18 protein-coding genes are annotated in these 18,693 nt (G+C 54.2%); 8 read left to right on the top strand and 10 right to left on the bottom strand.

Annotated features, from left to right (window positions below; all coding sequences use genetic code 11):
• Positions 1–301: hypothetical protein (locus WH50_RS26675; RefSeq protein ID WP_207780377.1), on the top strand; the 301-nt coding region annotated here is incomplete at its 5' end.
• 9 nt (positions 302–310) lie between these two features.
• Here the strand turns inward: WH50_RS26675 and WH50_RS17870 are convergent.
• Positions 311–766, bottom strand: coding sequence for a GNAT family N-acetyltransferase (locus tag WH50_RS17870; protein WP_110188689.1), 456 nt, complete (start codon positions 764–766; stop codon positions 311–313).
• Between the two features lie 152 nt (positions 767–918).
• Between WH50_RS17870 and WH50_RS17865 the strand changes: the two genes are divergently transcribed.
• A complete protein-coding gene (locus WH50_RS17865) occupies positions 919–1,647 on the top strand; it encodes a hypothetical protein (RefSeq protein ID WP_110188688.1) in 729 nt (242 codons plus the stop codon).
• A gap of 46 nt (positions 1,648–1,693) precedes the next feature.
• Entirely contained in the window at positions 1,694–1,999 is a 306-nt protein-coding gene (locus WH50_RS17860; RefSeq protein ID WP_110188687.1) for a putative quinol monooxygenase, read from the top strand.
• Positions 2,000–2,050: 51 nt separating this feature from the next.
• Here WH50_RS17860 and WH50_RS17855 read toward each other — a convergent pair whose 3' ends face one another.
• From WH50_RS17855 to WH50_RS17840, 4 genes are all read right to left on the bottom strand, one after another.
• Positions 2,051–2,605: a GNAT family N-acetyltransferase gene (locus WH50_RS17855; RefSeq protein ID WP_165838467.1), complete on the bottom strand. Its 555-nt coding sequence runs from the start codon at positions 2,603–2,605 to the stop codon at positions 2,051–2,053.
• Positions 2,606–2,817: 212 nt separating this feature from the next.
• Complete coding sequence (locus WH50_RS17850) at positions 2,818–4,899, bottom strand: response regulator (protein WP_165838466.1); 2,082 nt, start codon at positions 4,897–4,899, stop codon at positions 2,818–2,820.
• Positions 4,900–5,207: 308 nt separating this feature from the next.
• A complete protein-coding gene (locus tag WH50_RS17845) occupies positions 5,208–7,385 on the bottom strand; it encodes a response regulator (RefSeq protein WP_110188685.1) in 2,178 nt (725 codons plus the stop codon).
• Between the two features lie 256 nt (positions 7,386–7,641).
• Entirely contained in the window at positions 7,642–8,106 is a 465-nt protein-coding gene (locus WH50_RS17840) for a GNAT family N-acetyltransferase (protein ID WP_110188684.1), read from the bottom strand.
• A 254-nt stretch (positions 8,107–8,360) separates the two neighbouring features.
• On the opposite strand from WH50_RS17840, the gene WH50_RS17835 reads away from it, so the two are divergent.
• The gene (locus WH50_RS17835; protein WP_207780376.1) at positions 8,361–8,786 is read left to right on the top strand and encodes a hypothetical protein; all 426 of its coding nucleotides are present in this window, start codon (positions 8,361–8,363) and stop codon (positions 8,784–8,786) included.
• A 46-nt stretch (positions 8,787–8,832) separates the two neighbouring features.
• On the opposite strand, the gene WH50_RS17830 is transcribed toward WH50_RS17835, so the two are convergent.
• Together WH50_RS17830 and WH50_RS17825 are read right to left on the bottom strand one after the other, a co-directional pair.
• Positions 8,833–9,642: a type 2 periplasmic-binding domain-containing protein gene (locus tag WH50_RS17830; protein ID WP_110188682.1), complete on the bottom strand. Its 810-nt coding sequence runs from the start codon at positions 9,640–9,642 to the stop codon at positions 8,833–8,835.
• Between the two features lie 406 nt (positions 9,643–10,048).
• A complete protein-coding gene (locus tag WH50_RS17825) occupies positions 10,049–10,780 on the bottom strand; it encodes a helix-turn-helix domain-containing protein (RefSeq protein WP_110188680.1) in 732 nt (243 codons plus the stop codon).
• 111 nt (positions 10,781–10,891) lie between these two features.
• Between WH50_RS17825 and WH50_RS27175 the strand changes: the two genes are divergently transcribed.
• From WH50_RS27175 to WH50_RS17810, 4 genes are all read left to right on the top strand, one after another.
• A complete protein-coding gene (locus WH50_RS27175) occupies positions 10,892–11,020 on the top strand; it encodes a hypothetical protein (protein WP_279305945.1) in 129 nt (42 codons plus the stop codon).
• A 27-nt stretch (positions 11,021–11,047) separates the two neighbouring features.
• Entirely contained in the window at positions 11,048–14,518 is a 3,471-nt protein-coding gene (locus WH50_RS17820; protein WP_110188678.1) for an acyl-[ACP]--phospholipid O-acyltransferase, read from the top strand.
• Positions 14,519–14,691: 173 nt separating this feature from the next.
• Positions 14,692–15,183, top strand: a complete 492-nt coding sequence (locus WH50_RS17815) for a DUF4377 domain-containing protein (RefSeq protein ID WP_165838465.1) — start codon at positions 14,692–14,694, stop codon at positions 15,181–15,183.
• Positions 15,184–15,566: 383 nt separating this feature from the next.
• On the top strand, positions 15,567–16,694 hold the full coding sequence (locus tag WH50_RS17810) for a ComEA family DNA-binding protein (protein WP_165838464.1): 1,128 nt from the start codon (positions 15,567–15,569) through the stop codon (positions 16,692–16,694).
• Between the two features lie 78 nt (positions 16,695–16,772).
• Here the strand turns inward: WH50_RS17810 and WH50_RS17805 are convergent, their stop codons facing one another.
• The 3 genes from WH50_RS17805 to WH50_RS17795 all read right to left on the bottom strand — a co-directional run bounded on the left by WH50_RS17805 (position 16,773) and on the right by WH50_RS17795 (position 18,214).
• Positions 16,773–17,219, bottom strand: coding sequence for a DUF6911 family protein (locus WH50_RS17805; RefSeq protein ID WP_110188673.1), 447 nt, complete (start codon positions 17,217–17,219; stop codon positions 16,773–16,775).
• A 215-nt stretch (positions 17,220–17,434) separates the two neighbouring features.
• Positions 17,435–17,722, bottom strand: a complete 288-nt coding sequence (locus WH50_RS17800) for a barstar family protein (protein WP_110188672.1) — start codon at positions 17,720–17,722, stop codon at positions 17,435–17,437.
• 84 nt (positions 17,723–17,806) lie between these two features.
• Positions 17,807–18,214 carry a hypothetical protein gene (locus WH50_RS17795; RefSeq protein ID WP_110188670.1) on the bottom strand — a complete coding sequence of 136 codons (408 nt, stop codon included), beginning with the start codon at positions 18,212–18,214 and terminating at the stop codon, positions 17,807–17,809.
• Positions 18,215–18,693 lie beyond the last annotated feature (479 nt).

Raw genomic sequence — 18,693 nt, 5'->3', positions numbered from 1 at the left:
AAAGGTATTTAAATCAACAACGCATCATCCAAAAGGTATACCTTCTTCCAAATTTTTCAAGGATGAGATACTCAGCATGGTGACTCCCTCCGTTTCTCATACCTGTCCAGAAAACATGATGGTACATCGATACAGTAAGCGAACCCTTGATGCCTATTGGTACTGGATGGAGTTTCTTCTCCAATTCCGCAGGGATGGAATAGTCCGTCTTCTCGATACACGCATGCACCACGGCGCGCAGATACATGCAGATGCGGCCTTCGCCACTGCTGGCTGGCGAGGGCCGATTGACCATTTATGACGTAAGGCGTCAGCGGCTGTAGATCAGCGGATCATAGCGTTCCATCAGGGTCTGGGGTTTGGCTGGGGTCGTAAAACCGTACTGGCTGTACAGCCCGTGCGCGTCACTGGTGGCGAGGGTAAAGCGCCGCAACTGCTGTAAATCATCATGTTCAAACACCGCTGCCATCAGCTGTTTGCTGTAGCCACGACCGCGGAATTCAGGCAACACAAAAACATCAACCAGATTGGCAAAGGTGGCGAAGTCAGAAATCACTCGGGCAAAAGCAATCTGCTGATTGCCAAGATAGCCACCAAAACACAGGGAGTGCTCGATGGAACGCTCCACGCGACGTCGGTCAATGCCTCTGGCCCAGGCCGATTCCTCACTCAGAAAGCGATAGATCACATCCAGATCAAGCTGCTGCCTGTCAGTGGAAATGCTGAATACGGCTTCACTGTGCTGGCTGGCGGGGGAAGTGCTCATGGTAATGAGAGGCCTCGGTCAGGGATAAGGTGGGAGCAAAATAAATCATTGAAGATAGCACGGTGCTGTTTATTCTTTTCACAGGTTTTTTATGAGAAAGCTGGCGTGTTAAAGAGTGGTCACATGTCAGGTCAACGATGAGGAGATTAAGGATGAGGTCATCAACGATCAGCGTTTTCAGTCTGCGCGGTCTGGCCCTGAGTGGTATCGCACTGGCCCTTGCCGGGTGCGCCGGGCAGTCCTATCGCACCATGTCAGACCCGCAGTTGCAGGCGGCCTATCAGGCTGCAGTGCAGGACGCCGCCGTGGCAGAGCCGGGCGAAATCTCCAGAAACCTGACTGCCATTGTGCCGGGCAATCGTGCGTTGGTGTGGGATAACGATCAGTCCCATGTGCTGATGGTGACCTGGACGGCATGGAATGGTTATGACACTCAGGTGGACACCGATCAGCAGTTGAGCCGGGAAATCTGGGTCACTGCGGCGCCTCAACTGCAGCAGTTCTGCCGCAAGAACAGTGACGCGCTGCGACTGGAGCAGCTGCTGGGCCTGCCGCCACACAATGGCAAGACGCGCTTTGTGGAGCTGTGGGTGCAGCCCAAGGATATGTTCCGCCCTGCACCGGATTCAGAGATTTCCGACCATGAGGCAGAGGTCGACTTTCCTTCGTCGCCCTATATTGCGATCAGTAATGAGTACAAGGCTTGGTTCAATCAGCTGCGCGCCAGTTCCTACGGTGACAAGGGTTACCCCTGGACCCGTCTGGGTTATACCTACGACTGGGGCAGTGCATCCCATGTGGGGCTGAGCGAGTTTGTCATCCGCCCGGGCGCTACCGTGCATGTCAAAGGTGTGGTTGAGAACGCTGCCTACTGCCATTAAAAAGCTGGCTCAGTTATCCCATCAGGTGCCATTGAAAGGACATTCCATGATCGCCGTTATTGCCACTATTACTTTGCGCGAGCACAGCCGCGACGCCTTCCTGCAGCGCATGAAGCAACTGGTGCCGCTGGTGCTGGAAGAGGAAGGCTGTATCGAGTACGGGCCTTATATCGATATCGATGCTCCGGCAGGCAAATTCGATCAGGATGCTAATTCGGTGATCATGATTGAGCGCTGGGAGTCTGAAGCCCATCTGCAGGCGCACAGTGTGGCTGCGCACATGCAGGCGTATCGGCAGGATGTCGCGGACTGGGTGGTCAGTGTTTCTCTGCGGGTGCTGGAGCAGGCCTGATCGGTTCAGTTGCTGACAAAAGGCCCTGACAGGTATCGGCTTCGATACCTGTCAGACGTTCTTGTCAGCATGCTCCGCCACCACCGCAGGCAGCAGCTTTTCCATCATATACACGCTGTCTTCATCCCGAACGATCTCCAGACCGTAGCGCAGATAGAGTTGCAGTGCCGGGTTGGATTTGAACACGCGCAGGCGGAACAGGCTGCAGCCGGTATGGCGAGCCAGCCACATACTGCGTTGCAATGCTTCCTTACCGACTCCCCGCCGCTGATAGGCCGGCTCAATTTGCAGGTCCCACAGATAAGTCCAGGGCTTGACGATCTGCAGGCGCAGCAACCCGGCGGTTTTTGCTGGTGTCACGGTACTGTCGAGCAGAATGAAATTGGCCGTGCAGGGCCACTGCTGGAAATACACCTTGGTGCTCCATTCGATGCCGTACTGCACGTAGTAGCGCCGCATATTGTTGTAGGTCAGATCATGGGCGTACTGGCGGTCATCGTCATCAGCGGCGCGCAGGTCGAGGGGCAGAGGAGGGAGTCTGGATGCACTGGTTCGATCACGGGGTGCGTCATGCATTGAAGGACTGCTGGAGCGTACCATTCCCATGGCTGAATCCTCTTCCGGGTGTGCGCGGTAGCGATGCCGCATCCAATATCGCTGTAAGTGGTGTCAGTGCTGAGTCCGTTGGCGCTGCACCTGCACCTGCACCTGCACCTGAAAGCAGGCAGGGACAAGCTGTTCTCTAAAGTCTGAATAACTGATCGCAAGTGTCATACCTGACTGCAAGTGTCATACCTGATCCGCAGCTACGGCTCAGGTCAGACTTTGTGCACTTCCAGTTTGTCATCAATGGCTTTGAGCGCCTGGGTAATGGTCAGAAAGCGTTCGCGCTGGTGGGCCGTCATGTTCTTGACGATCTTCACCAGTGGGCGCATGTAGAACAGGCAGATATTGAAGATCTGTTTTTCCTTGAAGGTGCCTTCACGACAGGCACTGACGCCCGCCTGGACCATGTTCAGCTTGATCTCCAGACGCTCACCGCCCTCCTTGACTGCACGCAGCAGGGTAAAGAAAGACGCCTCAAACTGTTCCTTGCCGTATTCGTTCATGCCTTTTTCGACCAGCTCATGCCATGACTGGTTGTAATCAACCTTGTGTACTTCGATGGGCATCATGGCGACATTGGCAATGGCGGCCATCGCCTGACTCTTCTTGGTCAGCTTGCGTTCGATGCGCAGCTCCAGCTCTTCGTTGACCAACTGGCCGTATTTCTTGTTGACCTTTTTTTCCCATTCCTCGCTGGTAAGCGGCTGATTGCCTTTCAGTCGGGGTGTGGAGCGCTGTGCCTCGATATAGAGGTCTTTTTTAACTTCCTGCTCGGCATCCTTGTACTGCTGTTCGTGCAGTTGCCTCAACTGCCGGGCATTTTTCAGCTTCTGCCGGGATTTTTCCTGTCGTCCTTTCACTTCGTGATGGGATTGCAGGCGTTTTTCCAGCTTGGTTTTACGGGCGCCAGACAGCGCTTGCAGCGCTTCCTGCGACAGGTTTTCCCGTGATTTGATCAGGTTTTCCAGCTCCTGAGCAAAGTCGCGACCAAGGTGACGGAAGTGCGCCTTCAGAAGCGCCTCGTCAGCAAACTGGTTGGCTACTTCGAGCTTGAGGTAGTACTCCAGCAAAACGTCTGTCAACTCATGCGCTCTTTTCTCATCACCCTGTTCGACCGCCACGGTGGCTTCGATGATGCTCGATTTGATCTGCAGGTCGGCATTGCGCGGGTACTTGTCAGACAGCACCTGCAGGGTTTTGCTCATCTTGTCGAGGCTGCCGACATCCTCTTCGGTCGGTGTACGGGTGTTTTTCTTATGGCCCCAAACGATACGCCGGTAGAGGTCCGAATCGACCACAGCAATATTTTTATGGCCATAGATAATGCTGCGGAAGGCGCGTTCTGCGACCCCGTACTGGCCATTGAGGAAGGCCACGTGGCCAAGCAGACTCTGTTTGTGCATCGATAGTGGGCTGAGGCTGGACGCCAGCTCCATGGCGTACTGGGCCAGATCGTAGTCCTGCTCCAGACAGTGGATACGGGCCAGCCAGTCGTAGGCTTCCAGTGCCAGAAAGCGTTGATTCAACAGTTCGGCAAAGCAGCGTTTGGCATCGGGCAGACGGCCGAGAAAGAAGTTGGCGATGCCTTTACCCATGGTAGCCCAGGGCACCGGGTAGTCCTTGCCTTCCATCTCGCGATAATGCAGATCGGCCTCTTTATACAGGGCCGACTCGATCAGAATGCGGCCGAGCAGACGGTCGCCGGTCATGGCCAGACTGGGGGTTTTGAGCTGGGTAATTTTCTTGCGCAGCCAGGACACCGCAGCACGTTCGTTGTGGTTGTCCAGATCGTCAAAGGCGGGCTTGAACACCGAGCGGACGTTGGCAATGCGGATGATCCGGTCAATCAGATCCTTGGCATTGATGGGCTTGTGAATGTAGTCATCCGGCGACTCTTCCAGCGCGGCAAACATCATGCGTTCACTGGCTTCGCTGGATAGCACGATAAAGGACGTGGAGTAGGGCAGCAGCTTTTGCCGTCTGGCATCCACCAGTAAAGAGTGGCCGTTGCTTTGGGCGCCACGCAGTTCAAAGTCGCAGATCACCAGAGCAAAACGGTTTTCTTTCAGCAGGCGGATGGCCTGAGAGTAGTTGTCGGCATCGTACAGCTTGCTGGCACCACCGCGACGAAGCATGTCCTTGATCAGGTTGATCATGGGCGCATGGGTATCGACGATCAGAATCTTTTCATCCACCAGCGAGCTGGGAATGAAGTTGATAATGCTGTCCTTGAGATCATTCCAACCACTGACTAGCTCAGCAGTAGCGACTTCACGAACGGTTGGTTCTGACATGCGGTAATTCCGTAATCCCTGATTGGTACTTCTCGACAACACATTCGTCATCAGATGGTCTGTTGCCATCTGTTGCAGCATATCCGTCAAACCCGGCTATTTCAGCTGTTTTGTGCAGCGTTGATGCAATCAGTTGGCCGGGAGCATGCCGGACTTAACGCGGGCCTGCTGCGGTAACGCCGATTTTGGTCATATTGCACCCTCTCTTTCGTTGAGCAGAACCACTATTCGCCGCAAGAGAGGACTAAAACTGCCATAAACGGACGTTTCCGCGTCACAGCCAGTCAAGTCCGACAAACTCCTGATCGTCAGGTTTCTGCCATACTGATCGCCATCTCATCGGTCATCCGCAGCGCCTGAGTCAGGCTGGTAAAACGCTGGCGTTGCGGTAACGCCATGGTGGGCGTCAGGCCCATCAACGGGCGCAGGTAAAACAGACAAATATTGATTATCTGCTTGGCCTTGGGCGACCCCTCACGGCAGGCGCCGATCCCTGCTTGCACCATGTTGAGCTGAATGGTGACGTCGTCGCCGCCTTGTTTGATGACTTTCAGCAGACTGAAAAAGGCGGGCTCGTAGCGCTCGCGGGCATAGTCCAGCACAGCGCTGGTTAACTCCTTCGACCAGTGCGGACGTGGCTGCTCCTGAATGCTCACCGGTAGCAACGGCAGATAGTGGACAGCGGCCATGGCCTGCTTTTTTCGCAACAGGTTACGTTCGATGCGGTATTCCAGCTCATTTTTGCAGCGTTGCCTGAAGGCGTCCTGCACGCTGCTGACCCACAGCGGATCATCGCGCGCAGCTTCCCGTGACAGCTCATCAAGCAATACCTGGCTGAGTGACGGGTCCATACTTTCCCGCACCTGGCGCACCAGCTCTTCATCCAGCTCTGTGGTGGCTGCCGGGCGTTTGTCCGGCATCGGCACGTCGCGGCGGGCATCGATAAAAATGTCGTGCAGCACCTGTTTCTCTGCATCCTGCAGTTGCTGTAGATGCATCTGGCGCAGCTGACGGGCACTGCGCTGGCGCTGTTGCTGGTGCAGTATCTTATTGCGCAAGGAGTGACCAGTGCGCTTGCGCTGATATTTGGCCCGCAGTGCCTCCAGTTCTTCGGCAGACAGGCTGGCGCGATAGGCTAATGCGGCGGCCAGCTCGGTGTGAAAATCGCGGCCCAGTAAGCGAAAGTGGCTGCTCAGCTGGTTGCGCTCCTTCAGCTGGCTGAAGGCATCAAGCATCAGGTAATAGTCGATCATGGCTTCAGCCAGGGCAGCTACGCGCTCATCGTCCAGTTCTTCCTGAGCCAGAACCGACTCGACCAGCATGACTTTGAGCTGAACCTGGGCGTTGTCCGGCTCTTTCTCCTCCAGTGCCTTGACCACCAGCATCAGGCCATCGGTCTGGCCAACGGCTTCCGGGCTGGGCAGATAAGCGGTAGAGCCACTCTGGCCAGCACCGCCGTCACCGTTATCCCAGACCCGCTGCTGATAGAGCCCGGCATCCGCTTTGGTCAGGTTGCGATGGTTCCAGGCCACGCTGCGAAAGGCTTTTTCCGCCAGACCATTCTGTCCGTTCATGAAGGCAACAAAGCCCAGCTGGCTCTGCTTAAACGCTGACTGGGGATTGTGCTGGCAGGCCAGTGACATGGCCATTTGCGCCAGCTCGAACTGACGTTCGCAGCAATGCATGCGGCTGAGCCAGTCGTAGGCTTCTGCTGCGAGAAAGGGATGGGGCAGTAATGCACTGAACGCATCGCGTGCTTCGTCGTTGCGATCCTGCAGATGCAGGCAGATGGCCAGACCCAGATGGCCCCAGGGCACAGGGTGAGAATGGCGGATCATCTGCCGGTAATGCTGCTCTGCCTCAGTCAGCTGATTATTCTTCAGCAGCATACGGCCCAGCAGGCGCTCGGCGCGCATCCATAACCCCGGTGAGCTGGAGTTCTGCAGTGCAGGCAGATGGTGTTGCAGCCAGTCGATGGCGGTGGTCCGCTGGCCCTGATCCAGTGCCAGCAGGGCGGGCGCCAGCAGTTGCCGCTGCTGGAGTTGCAGCAAGACTTTGTCCAGCAGCTCCTTGCTGTTGACCGGCTTGCTCATCCAGTCATCAGGTGAGTCTTCCAGCGCAGCATTCATCATCCGTTCGCTGGATTCACTGAGCAGGTAGATGAAGGCGGTGGTGTGGGACAGCCATTGCTGACGTCGGGCCTCTACCAATAATGTCTGGCCCTTGTGCTTCGGGTCACGGACTTCAAAGTCACAGATCACCAGACCTGGCTTGTGCTTTTTCAGCAAGCGCAGGGCGGTGGCGAAGTTGTCGGTATCGTAAAAGGAGGTCGCGCCACCGCGGCGCAGAATGTCCTTGATCAGCTGAATCATCGGCAGCTGGCTGTCTACCACCAGAATGGTTTCACCATGCAGACTGATGCCGTCGCTGTTGTCCTGCTGGGGCTCGTGAAGGTGCGAAGAGCGCTGGCCGGGAATCTCTGCCATGGGCCGCGTCACTCAGGCCAGATGTCGGAGGATAAACGGACTTGGCTGTGATGACGGGGGATAGGTCAGGTTCTGCATGGCGACGACTCTCTTGCTGTCAGCTGTTCTTGTATTGCAGTGCAGCGCTGCCGCCAGCATGGGCTGGGGCGACGAGGCATTCTCAAGTGTAGCTCATGCTTTATCGGTTGTAGCGCCCAGTCCTTTAGCCTCATGTGGGGTGTGCGTTACTGGCCGGGTGTGGTCTGCCATCGCCGTGTCAGCCTTCAGGTAGCCAGGTGCGGAGCTTTTTGCCAGAAAAGACGAAGTCATTCTTCTGGTAGAAATCAAAGCTGCGTTGCCAGCGTGGGTCGGCAGGAGCGGATACGTCAATACGCTTCCAGCCGCGCTGCTGACCGAGCACCCGAATCTCTTCCAGAACCCGGGCACCCAGGCCCTGATTGCGCCACAGCGGATGAATCCAGAGCTCGTTGATGATGCCGTAGGCACCTTTGGCGAAGAAGGAGAAACACTCGTTGAGGGTAACAAAGGCAACCGCTTCGTGGCCTTCCTCCCACTTGAATGCCCAGTGGCTGGGGCGACGATTCACCCACTGCCGCTGTATTTCCGCCAGCTGACGTTCGTCATAACAGCGCTCTTCGCCAAACAGCTCGGCGTAGAGGGTATTGAGCAGATGGCTGATTTCGACAAAGTCGTACTGGGGGTCCAGCTCGGTCAGAGACATAGTCAGTTTCCTTAAATCCAGTGTTTGACGTTATCGAGGTGCATATAAAGTCGGCACTGCAGATTGATCAGCAAGATTAATGCCTGCCGCTCTTGTTTACTGGTAATTGATCTGCAAGGGAATCTGCACGGGGCAGCTTTATCTGTTGCTGACAAGATTGGCAAGGTGCTGAGCTTGTAAAGTGTTGACATCGGCGAGTCAGGGGCACTTCGGATGGGCTGCGGGTGAGGGTTAGTCATTGAGAGGTAAACATTGTGACAGAGGCAGTACAGCATATCAGCGTGATCATCGACGCGAGTTTCGACAAGGTTTACGCCTTTCTGGTGGAGCCCGCCAATCTGCCACTATGGGCCAGTGGTCTGAGTCGTTCGCATCTGGAAAGCGCCGGGCCGGGCGATGACAACACCAGCCATTGGTGGGTGGAGGCGCCTGCGGGGCGGGTGTTGGTACGTTACAGTCGCAGTAATCCCTTCGGGGTGGTGGATCACTGGGTAGTGTTGCCCGATGGCAATGAAGTGTATGTGCCGATGCGAGTGTGCTCCCTGTCAGGTCAGGGATGCAGTGTCGTACTCAGCCTGATTCGCCAGCCCTGGATGAGCGATGAGGACTATGAGCGTGATGCCCGCTGGGTTAGGGAAGATCTGCAACGACTACAGCAGCTGATGGAGCAAAGCAGTTAAAGCAGCCTGTTGCGCCACGGCTGGGCTGCCATATCACGGCACGCCCTCAGACCGGTGGCCGCTCGCCAAATACGGGCTTGTCATGATAGCCCGCCGCCGCCAGGGCTTTGGCCAGCAACAGCTGATGCCGCCCGGCTTCCTTCATCTGTAGCAGTACGGTTGCGAGCGGCGCTGCCAGAGCTTCATGTCTGGCGCGGTTGAGGTAGCAATGCCCGGTGGTGGCTTCCGGCACGCCTGCTTCATAGATAAAGGCACCGGTTTTCAGCGCGGCATAGCCCTGATCGGTGCACATATAGTCATAGACTGCCTCTTCCACATCGAGGAACAGTCTGGAACGACCTTCCTGCAATTTCAGCAGCCCTTGCTCAATGGTTTTGACGTACCCCACGTGGCCCGGCAAGTGCAGATTCAGTGCCTGTTCGATTTCCTTGATACCCTGACGGCAATCAACAACGCCTGAGAGTGTTTTGAGGTCGGACCACTGCCGGATAGTGTCGCTGGCGTCGAGGCTGAATGCTGCGAAGCGCACCGGGTTGTTGGCCGTTTCCACCCGAATCAGCTCAGGATAGAGATCAGCAAAGCGGTACACCCGACCCAGCTCGCCGTCTACTTCGCCGCTGCGGCTCATTTCCGTTGCACGATTGGCAGGGACTTCGACAAACAGAAAGTCATAGCCGAGGGCATCGAGCGCCTCGGTGTACACCGCGATCAACCATTGGGTACGGGGGTCTTCGCGCTTACGGCTGAAGACAAAGGACAGAACAGGGCGTGTTGTGGTGCTTGCATGCACTAATGCAGGGCAACACAGCGCAGAACCCAGACCAGCAAAATGCTGTAACAGCAAACGACGATGCATGGCAGGTATCGGAGCCTTGTGAGTGGGGCAGGTGTGCTGAAGTGATCCGCCAGCTTTAACAGGTCGTTGAAAATCTATCTGCGTTGCCGAATACCGCGTCAAAAACAGGCTCAAAATGCTCATTTAGTCCACTAAACTCCGCTTTTTCGCCTGTTTTTTCCTTGTCTCGGCTGCCTCGATAACGCTTTTCAACAGCCTGTTAAACCGCCTCGGGGTGAATGTGATGACAAGCTATCCCTGAATGATGGCAGTATAGTGTCGATCACACCGCAGCCAGTGACAGTAATTGCCAGTATTGCGTCAGCATAGACGCCTGATGCGTAGTCTGCCGCCGAGATGTCGCTACGATCACATACACGGGCGTCTGTCAGTGGAGGGAGACTAACACGCAGATCATCAGCAGGTCCTAACGGCTGAAACGCCGGAACAGGCTGTAGTGCCACTGGCGGATGGCAATCACCATGGTATTGCCGTGACGCTTGGCCATGGGCAGCTCGGCGTCGCGGTGCATGGTCGCATTGAACTCCTCTGCCAGCTGCTGCATACGCCGTTGCAGCTCGATATTGCCACCGTCACTCAGCAGGCCGTTCAGTACAATCAGCTTCTCGCTGGGGCGATCAAAGCGCGACTGAAAGAAATCCTGTGCCACCTTCTCCTGAAAAAAGCGTTGTATCGGGCCGTCGGCAATCCAGCCGAAATTGGCTGACACCTTGAGACGGATACGATTACCGGGCAGCAGCTCGATCAGCTTTAGCCTGTCCAGATGGGCCAGCTTGCGGATCAGGGTGTGCTCATCAATGGTGTAGTGCTCAAGCAGATCGGCGAAGCTGAAACCGTTGATCACGCTGACCGTGACCAATAACAGCACCAAATCTGCAGCGATCTCCTCTTCCTGCTGGCGCTGCAGCTGGTTCAGCTGGGGTTGCTGGCGAGCGGCGGCGAGCGACAGATCGCTGAGGTTCATATCCACCAGCAAACATACCTTTTCCAGCCTCTGTAAAGTAAAGTTACCCTCCGCAAACAGCCGCTTTACCGACGCTTCACTCAGTTCCAGAGTCATTGCCACGTCGGCATAGGTCTTGCCATGTGCCTTGAGTTCACGTTTCAGCGTGGTCAGTAGCAGATCGATCTGGCTCATGGTGGGGTATCTCATTATGAACAGGCAGGGGAAAGTGACGGGTGAAACAGAAAGGTAGCAATATACGCTACTTTTCGTTGTGCTGTGCGCTACAAGAAAGGATCAGGTTGCATGGAAACCGCACTGATCCGAGGATGCGATGGTTTCCAACCAGTGGTGGCGATTGATACTGATCGCTATCCGGGCAGACATCAGCAGGGTCAACTCTGTGGTAATGCGGGATTACCCGACCTGATCTGATGGCTGCTCTCGACTCAGGGACAGCTTATGAAATCACTGATGCGGACACTCGGCGCAGTGCCGTTTCTGGTGGCGGTGTTTCTCAATGCCTTCACCGATCTGGGGCACAAGATCGCCATTCAGAACACCGTCTTCAAGGTGTATGACGGCAGCGAGCAGGTCATTCTGACCGCCATCATCAATGGCCTGATCCTGCTACCTTACATCCTGTTCTTTATCCCCGTCGGCTTTCACTCCGACAAGTATCCCAAGCATCAGGTGATGCGACTGGCCGGATGGGCGGCTGTCGGGCTGACGCTGGCGATTACCCTGTTCTATTACCTCGGCCTGTTCTGGCCAGCCTTTGTGATGACCTTCCTGATGGGGGTGCAGTCTGCCTGGTACTCCCCGGCCAAGTTTGGCTATATCAAGGCGCTGTTCGGTAAGGAACATCTGGCCGAAGCCAATGGCCGGGTGCAGGCCATCTCTATCATTTCCATTCTGGCGGGCACGCTGGTGTTCTCCATCCTGTTTGAAGGGCGCTATAGCAGCGAGCTGACCACTCCCGGACAGATCGTGCAGGTCATGGCCCCCATGGGCTGGATTCTGGTGGCCTGCAGCGTGATGGAACTGCTGTTGCTGTACCGCCTGCCTGCGCTGGAGCAGCCTGATTACAGCCAGCACCTGACCCTGCAGCAGGCATTTGACCCGCGCAAGATGGCAGAAAACCTGCAGCCAGTGCTGAGCCGCAAGGTGATACGTCTGTCCATCATTGGCTTGTCGGTATTCTGGTCGGTTGGGCAGGTCATGCTGGCGGCGTTTCCGGCCTTCGCCAAGGAAAAGGTAGGCATTGACAACACCATCGTGCTGCAGGGCATTCTGGCGGTAACCGGCGTGGGGATTGCCATTGGTGCCGGTCTGGCCGCACGTTTTTCCCGCAACTATATCGAAAGCGGCCTGATTCCGGTCGGTGCGGCCGGGATAGCCATCGGTTTGCTGATCCTGCCGCAGCTGGGTTCGTCACTGGCCTTTGCCGCAGACTTCCTGTTTATCGGGGTGATGGGCGGCCTGTTTATCGTTCCGCTGAATGCACTGGTGCAGTTCCACAGCGGTGAACATGAACTGGGCAAGGTGCTGGCGGGTAATAACCTGTTCCAGAACATCGCCATGTTCTCCTTTCTGGTGCTGACCGCGCTGTTTGCCCTGTTGGGCATCAGCAGCCAGCATTTGCTGACCATCATCGCTGTGATTGCCCTGCTGGGCGGTATCTATACCGTGCTGATGCTGCCACAGAGTATGGTGCGCTTCCTGCTGTCACGGATTCTGGCTCAGCGTTATCGCATTGAAGTGCAGGGCATGAAGAACATCCCTGAAGAAGGTGGAGTGCTGTTGCTGGGTAACCACATCAGCTGGATTGACTGGGCGGTGGTGCAGACGGCCTGCCCGCGCCCGGTGCGTTTTGTCATGCAACGCAGCATCTATGAGCGCTGGTATCTGAACTGGTTCTTCCGTCTGTTCGGCTGCGTGCCTATCGAGTCAGGTGCCAGCAGCAAGTCCTCGCTGGAAGTGGTGGCCAGGCTGCTGGATGAAGGTGAAGTGGTCTGCCTGTTTCCCGAAGGCGCTATCAGTCGTAATGGCCATCTGGGCGAGTTTCGCCGTGGCTATGAGCGCGCCTGTCAGCTGGCCCAGCAGGATCTGCAAATAGTACCTTTCTACCTGCGTGGCCTGTGGGGCAGCCAGTTCTCCCGTTCATCGGCCCATATCAAGGCCATCCGCCGCTCCGGTATGTACCGTGACCTGATCGTTGCCTTCGGCCAGCCGCTGCCCAGAACAACCACGGCCAGTGAGCTGAAGCGCCACGTGTTCGACATTTCCATCGCTTCCTGGGAGCAGCATGTGGATTCGCTGCCCACCCTGACCGAAGGCTGGATCGACGGCGTCAAACACCTTGGCCAGCAGATGGCGATTGCCGACAGCCAGGGTGTTGAGCTGTCTGCCTACCGCGCGCTGGCTGGGGCACTGTGCATGGCCCGGCGGTTGCGCAAATGTGAAGGCGACCATATCGGCATGCTGATTCCTGCCAGCGCAGGTGGCATGCTGGCCAATATGGCCGCACTGCTGGCAGGCAAAACACTGGTTTGCCTGAACTACACGGCCAGTCACGAGGCGCTGAAATCGGCCATCGAACAGTCCGGTATTCGCACGCTGGTAACCTCTGAACGCTTCCTGTCCCGTCTGGAACAGAAAGGGATGGATGTGACGCCGGTGCTGCAGGGGCTGAAGATCGTCTATCTGGAGTCACTAAAAGAGCAGATCGGCAAGACCGAGGCGCTGTTCAGTCTGGCTGCTGCCGTAGTACTGCCGGGCTTTGTACTCAAGCGCTTCTTCAACCGTTCACGTCGCTCTCAGGATATCGCCGCTATCCTGTTTTCCAGCGGCAGTGAAGGGGCGCCCAAGGGTATCTGCCTCAGCCATCGCAATATCATGACCAACGTCAAACAGGTTTCCGATGTGCTCAACACGCAGGAGCGTGACGTGGTGGTGGCCTCATTGCCGTTGTTCCATGCTTTTGGCCTGACCGTGACACAGTTTATGCCGCTGGTGGAGGGCATCCCGGTGGTCTGCCATGCAGACCCTACTGATGTGGCCGGGGTGGCCAAGGCCATCGCCCGTCATAAGGCGACGCTGTTGTGCGCGACATCCACCTTCCTGCGTCTCTACTGCCGTAATACTAAGGTGCACCCGCTGATGCTGGACAGCCTGCGGATCGTGGTGGCTGGCGCTGAACGTTTGAACCCGGAGGTGCGTGATGCGTTCCAGCTCAAGTTCAACAAGCGCGTGCTGGAAGGGTATGGCGCGACGGAAACGACACCGGTCGCGGCGGTGAACCTGCCTGATGCACTGGACACTCACTACTGGCAGGTGCAAGTCGGTGGTAAGGCGGGTTCGGTGGGCATGCCGCTGCCCGGTACCAGCATCAAGATTGTCGATCCTGAAACCTGGCAGGCGCTGCCTACAGGAACAGACGGCATGATTCTCATAGGCGGGCCGCAGGTGATGGTGGGTTACCTCAATAACCCTGAGAAAACCGCGGCAGTCATCCGCGAAGAGCAGGGCATGCGCTGGTATGTAACGGGTGACAAGGGCCATCTGGACAGCGACGGCTTCCTCACCATCGTTGACCGCTACTCGCGCTTCGCCAAGCTCGGTGGTGAAATGATCAGCCTGAGTGTGGTGGAGAACACCCTGCTGCAGGCCATGCAGCAGCCCGAACTGGAGCTGGTGGCCGTGGCCATCAAGGATGAACGCAAAGGCGAGCGGGTGGTGGTGCTGACGGAACAGACACTGGAGCTGAGTGCGGTCAAGGCAGCAATGCTGGCAGCCGGTGCCAACCCGCTGATGATCCCTGCGCAGGTGTTTACTGTCGCGGCGTTACCTCGACTGGGCACAGGCAAGATGGATCTGGCTGGTGCAAAACGCATGGCGGCCAGCTGTGTCGCCGAGAGTGACGGCGAATAGCATCAGCCTGAGCTGAAACCAGCACCTGCACTCAAGGCCAGCAGGTGCTGTCTTCCTGATCGATGCTTATTGGGATATGGGTGGGGCAGGGGAGGCAAGCTCTGCCAATTTCCCCTACAATTCCAGCCACCCCGGAATCAGCCAAACTCACCAAAGAAGATTTGAGAGCAAGAATGAAACTGATGACAAGCAAGCGAGTTGTGGTTCAAGCCGGTACGTTGGGCCTGTTGTTGCTGAGTCTGACCGGTTGTATGGATAACCTTAATCTGAAGATGCCAAGCTTCGGGCTGGGCTCAGGCAGCGAGAGTGCTGAAACGGTCAAGGCAGAGCAGCCCAAGGCAGAGTACAAGCCGTTCAAGAGCAAAACGGACGATGGCACCGAGCGCGATATGGTGATCTATCTGTCCAACCACCCCAAACCCTGTCAGGGCGTCGCCGCTGGGCTGTGCATGGAAGTGAAATACGACGCCAAGGAAGACTGGTCGCTGTTCTACGGCAGCATTGATGGCTTTATCTATCAGGCCGGTTATTACTACACCCTGAAAGTACACCGTGGCCTGCGTGAAAACCCGGCGGCAGATCAGTCCCGCTATGTCTGGAAGCTGTTGGAAATAGTCAATAAAACTCCGGCGACCAAAAGGGCCGATGGGACTTCTCTCGAATAACCGCTAACCCTGCTTTACCCATTTCTGCACTATCCTGGATCATTCTGGCCCGGAACGTGTTCAGGGTCTCGCGAGCTGGCAGATCGTGAACATATTCCGGGCGGATGCAGCCCTGCATCCGCTCACACCTTCCGAGCTGCTATCAGGCCGACACTGAGCCTATGGCCTTATCCTTGCACAGTTAAACCTTAGCCCTGTTTATGAATGGGGCTTGTCGAGAGTAAGGACTGTATTGTCCCCGACTTGTCATTTTTGCAACCTAAACTGACGCCAGCATTTAGCTCTGCCCGGCGAACCCCTTATACTCGGCCACTACGTACAACCCCTAGAGCCTTGCCTTGATGCAGTACTTTCAGGTGGGAGCGAAGACAAAAGGAAGTCCAATGACCCTAATGACCAATCCACAGCAGAATACCGTGCGCATCATCGAGCCCTTTGGCTACCAGTTCAGCGGTGATGTCGTCGCGTTGAGTTGTACTTTTGAATGCGATGCGGCGTTAGCCGAAGGCTGGTCACTCCGCTTGCTGGCCAGCGTGGTTGAGTCTGTGCAGGATGTCGCCATGGTCAGTAACGGTATCCAGATTGCCAGTACTGAACTGCAGGCCCTGTCGCAAGGCAGTCTGGACTGGCAGCAAACGGTTGAGGCCGCCCCTCCCGCAGGCAGTCAGGCTTACCGGCTGGCGCTGCAACTGGTCTCTCCGGCAGGGGATACCGTGCAGGAGTGCCCGTTCGATCAGCTGCAGACCTTTATCCAGCCGGCATTGCAGGGTGGTTGCCAGAGCGTCAGTAAAGATGGCCAGCAGTTCTTGCAGGTAGACACCGTCGCTAACCCTCGTGAGCCAGAAAACCTCAGCGGTAGCCTGAGCCTGGAATTGTGGCAGCTGGAAGCGCCCTATAGCGGTGGCAGCTTCACCGGTGAGCTTCTGGTGCAACGCAGTCTGGGATGTCTGGGTGGTGGACAGCAGTGGCAGAACGTCACTCTGCAACTGGAGCCTTCTATTGCTAGCCTGCCTAATCAGTACCTGATGCTGCGTGAGTGGACCACACAGGGCTATATCACCCGCGATTATCTGCTTGCTCCGGTGTTTGCATTCCCGGCTGTCGAGGTCGTTGCAGATGCTGAAGTCACTACGACTGTCGAGGCAACCGAAGTAGCGCAGCCAGAAAGCACTGAAATGGAAGTCAAAGAAGATGCTGTCGAAGCGGCACCAGCCCCAGTATCTGAAGTAGCTGAAGCGCCTGAACCGGCAATCGAGCAAGTAGCCAGTAAGACAGCAGCGGCGAGTAGCAAAAAGAAAGCCGTGGTAGCGGACAAACCCAAGGCTCAGCCCGAGCTCTGCTCCATCAATACCGCAGACCCTGCCGCACTGACCAAGGTTAAAGGTATTTCCCCACGTCTCGCCAATGACATCGTGCGCCATCGCCCCTATCAAAAGCTGGATGATCTGTTAAAGGTCAAGGGAATTGGAGTAAAGGTACTGGAGCGTATCGCGCCGTATTTGTGTGTTTAATTTTTTATAGAACAGCTGTTGTGAGCTAGAGCTTTTCTTCGGCTTCTCTAACTGTAGAAGCCGAAGGGTTCTCATTTGTTATGGTTTTATATCCCATGTGGATCGCATGTTTTCCAAACCCTCTATTAAATCTTGTTTCGTATAGAACTCTTTAAGTATTTCATAAGCAGTGTTGATGTTTGTGCAAATTGTTCGGTTGTCCCATGCGTCGTCACCAAATAAAGTCTTACCTCTGAAAGGTGAGTCTTCAGGCTCCCACCATTCTAGAATACTCTTTTTGTGATCATCTGAGTTGGTGAGTAGAACAATTCTGAATTGACCACCTATTGAATCTATTCCTAAGAGATGGATATATGCATCGTTTTTGGTCGTGTTATATAATTTCAAAAAACCGCCATTGGGGACTACTTTGTTGATAGCCTCTTCTATTTCTTTCCAATCTGGATGTTCAATATTGTAAGGTTCGTCTTCTACTCTGCATCTATAGTTAAGGAGCCGTAAGCCTTCCTTATTTAAGTCGTTCACTATTAGTCTCTTTTGTACTGAGTTACCCGAGTTATAATTTTAACTCAGGTAACTATTTAATTTTTCAATTTCAGATTATTAATATTGGCTAAACATAGGTTCGACTGTAAATACCTTGACGCCAGTTTTCCATATTTTCATGTCGCCTGCAACTGTGTCCACAATAATTAGCCTAGTTAATCCCGCTCTGTCTGCTGCTTTTGGAAGATATTTTGTTATTCAAGAACTAACTTGAATTGGTCTTCAAATCCAAAATTTATATCTTGCTCTTCTACCCTTTGTAGAATTTTTATAATCTTCTCATATGAGGAATCTAATTCAACTCTTGAATATTTTGCGTCTTTCCATATAAGAGTTATTGGTCTTTCAATATCTGTGCTTAAAACATCCCAGAGAGCATCCAAGTTTGAGCCATAGTATTTTGGAAAGTCTAAAGCTTCTGCTATCTGTTTGTGGAAATCATGCTCACTTTTAATATCTTTTCCATTTATAATAACTTTCATTTTTGATCTTCTCCATTTTGGGTATGAAGTTTAAAGCTTTGTTTGCTGAATATATATAACAATGGTAATGATGCTCATCTTTAACTATCGATTGGCATTTAATGCTCCTAACAGTAAACCTCTTCTTCCTCGGAGCATATAATTTCTAATGATCATTAGTGGGCAAAAGGTTAAGTCTGGCGCTGTAGCACTGAATTTAGCAATAACCGGAAGCTTATAGTAGTAATTCACTGGATTCTCTAAGTCGATATCCCAGTGTCCCCCTAATTCTTTCCTGAATACTTCACCCAAATATCGGGCGCATCTGTTCATAAAGTTATCATTTTTTTCTTCAGTACTATCAATTAAGTGCTCTAAATTTTCTAAACTATTTAAAGAGTAATCAAGAATATAGCCATTCATATTTGCTATAGAGATAAATGACTCTAACACATCACTCATCTCGAACATGAAATCTTGAAATTTTGCTAGGTCACTTTTTTCTTCGTTCATTTTAGATTCTCTCTATTGTCTTTAGAAATGAAGTTTAATAAATGTATAGAGGTCGCAGATATTATAAGAGCTTTATTCAGGTATAGGTGGTAGTGTATGCACGTTCAATTTTTGAGACTGTATTGTCAATTGGTATAAATATATTTTTGACAGATGGTGTGCTTAGTTTTAGTAATGGATGATCTTCCGAAAGATAAGGGTCGATATAAAGGGGTGAAATACATCGCGCCGTATTATTTTTTTTACCTGTCGTGGATAGCTAAAAAGAGAAACTATTGTTCTTCGTTTTAAACCAAGTCGCTACACTTAAGGAATATAAGAGTTGTGTGTATTGCTTTCAGTTTAGAAGAAAAAGGGGGGATAACTGATGTCACCCCCCCCCCCCTTGCTTTGGTTAGCTATTTAGAAGAGCCCATGTTGACTCTGCTGGTTCAAGAAATGGGTAGGGGTTGTGATAGTTCTCCAGTGGTCTAACCGGC

Source organism: Pokkaliibacter plantistimulans, assembly GCF_003194385.1.
Classification (GTDB): Bacteria; Pseudomonadota; Gammaproteobacteria; order Pseudomonadales; family Balneatricaceae; genus Pokkaliibacter; species Pokkaliibacter plantistimulans.
This window is presented reverse-complemented; position numbering and strand designations above follow the sequence as displayed.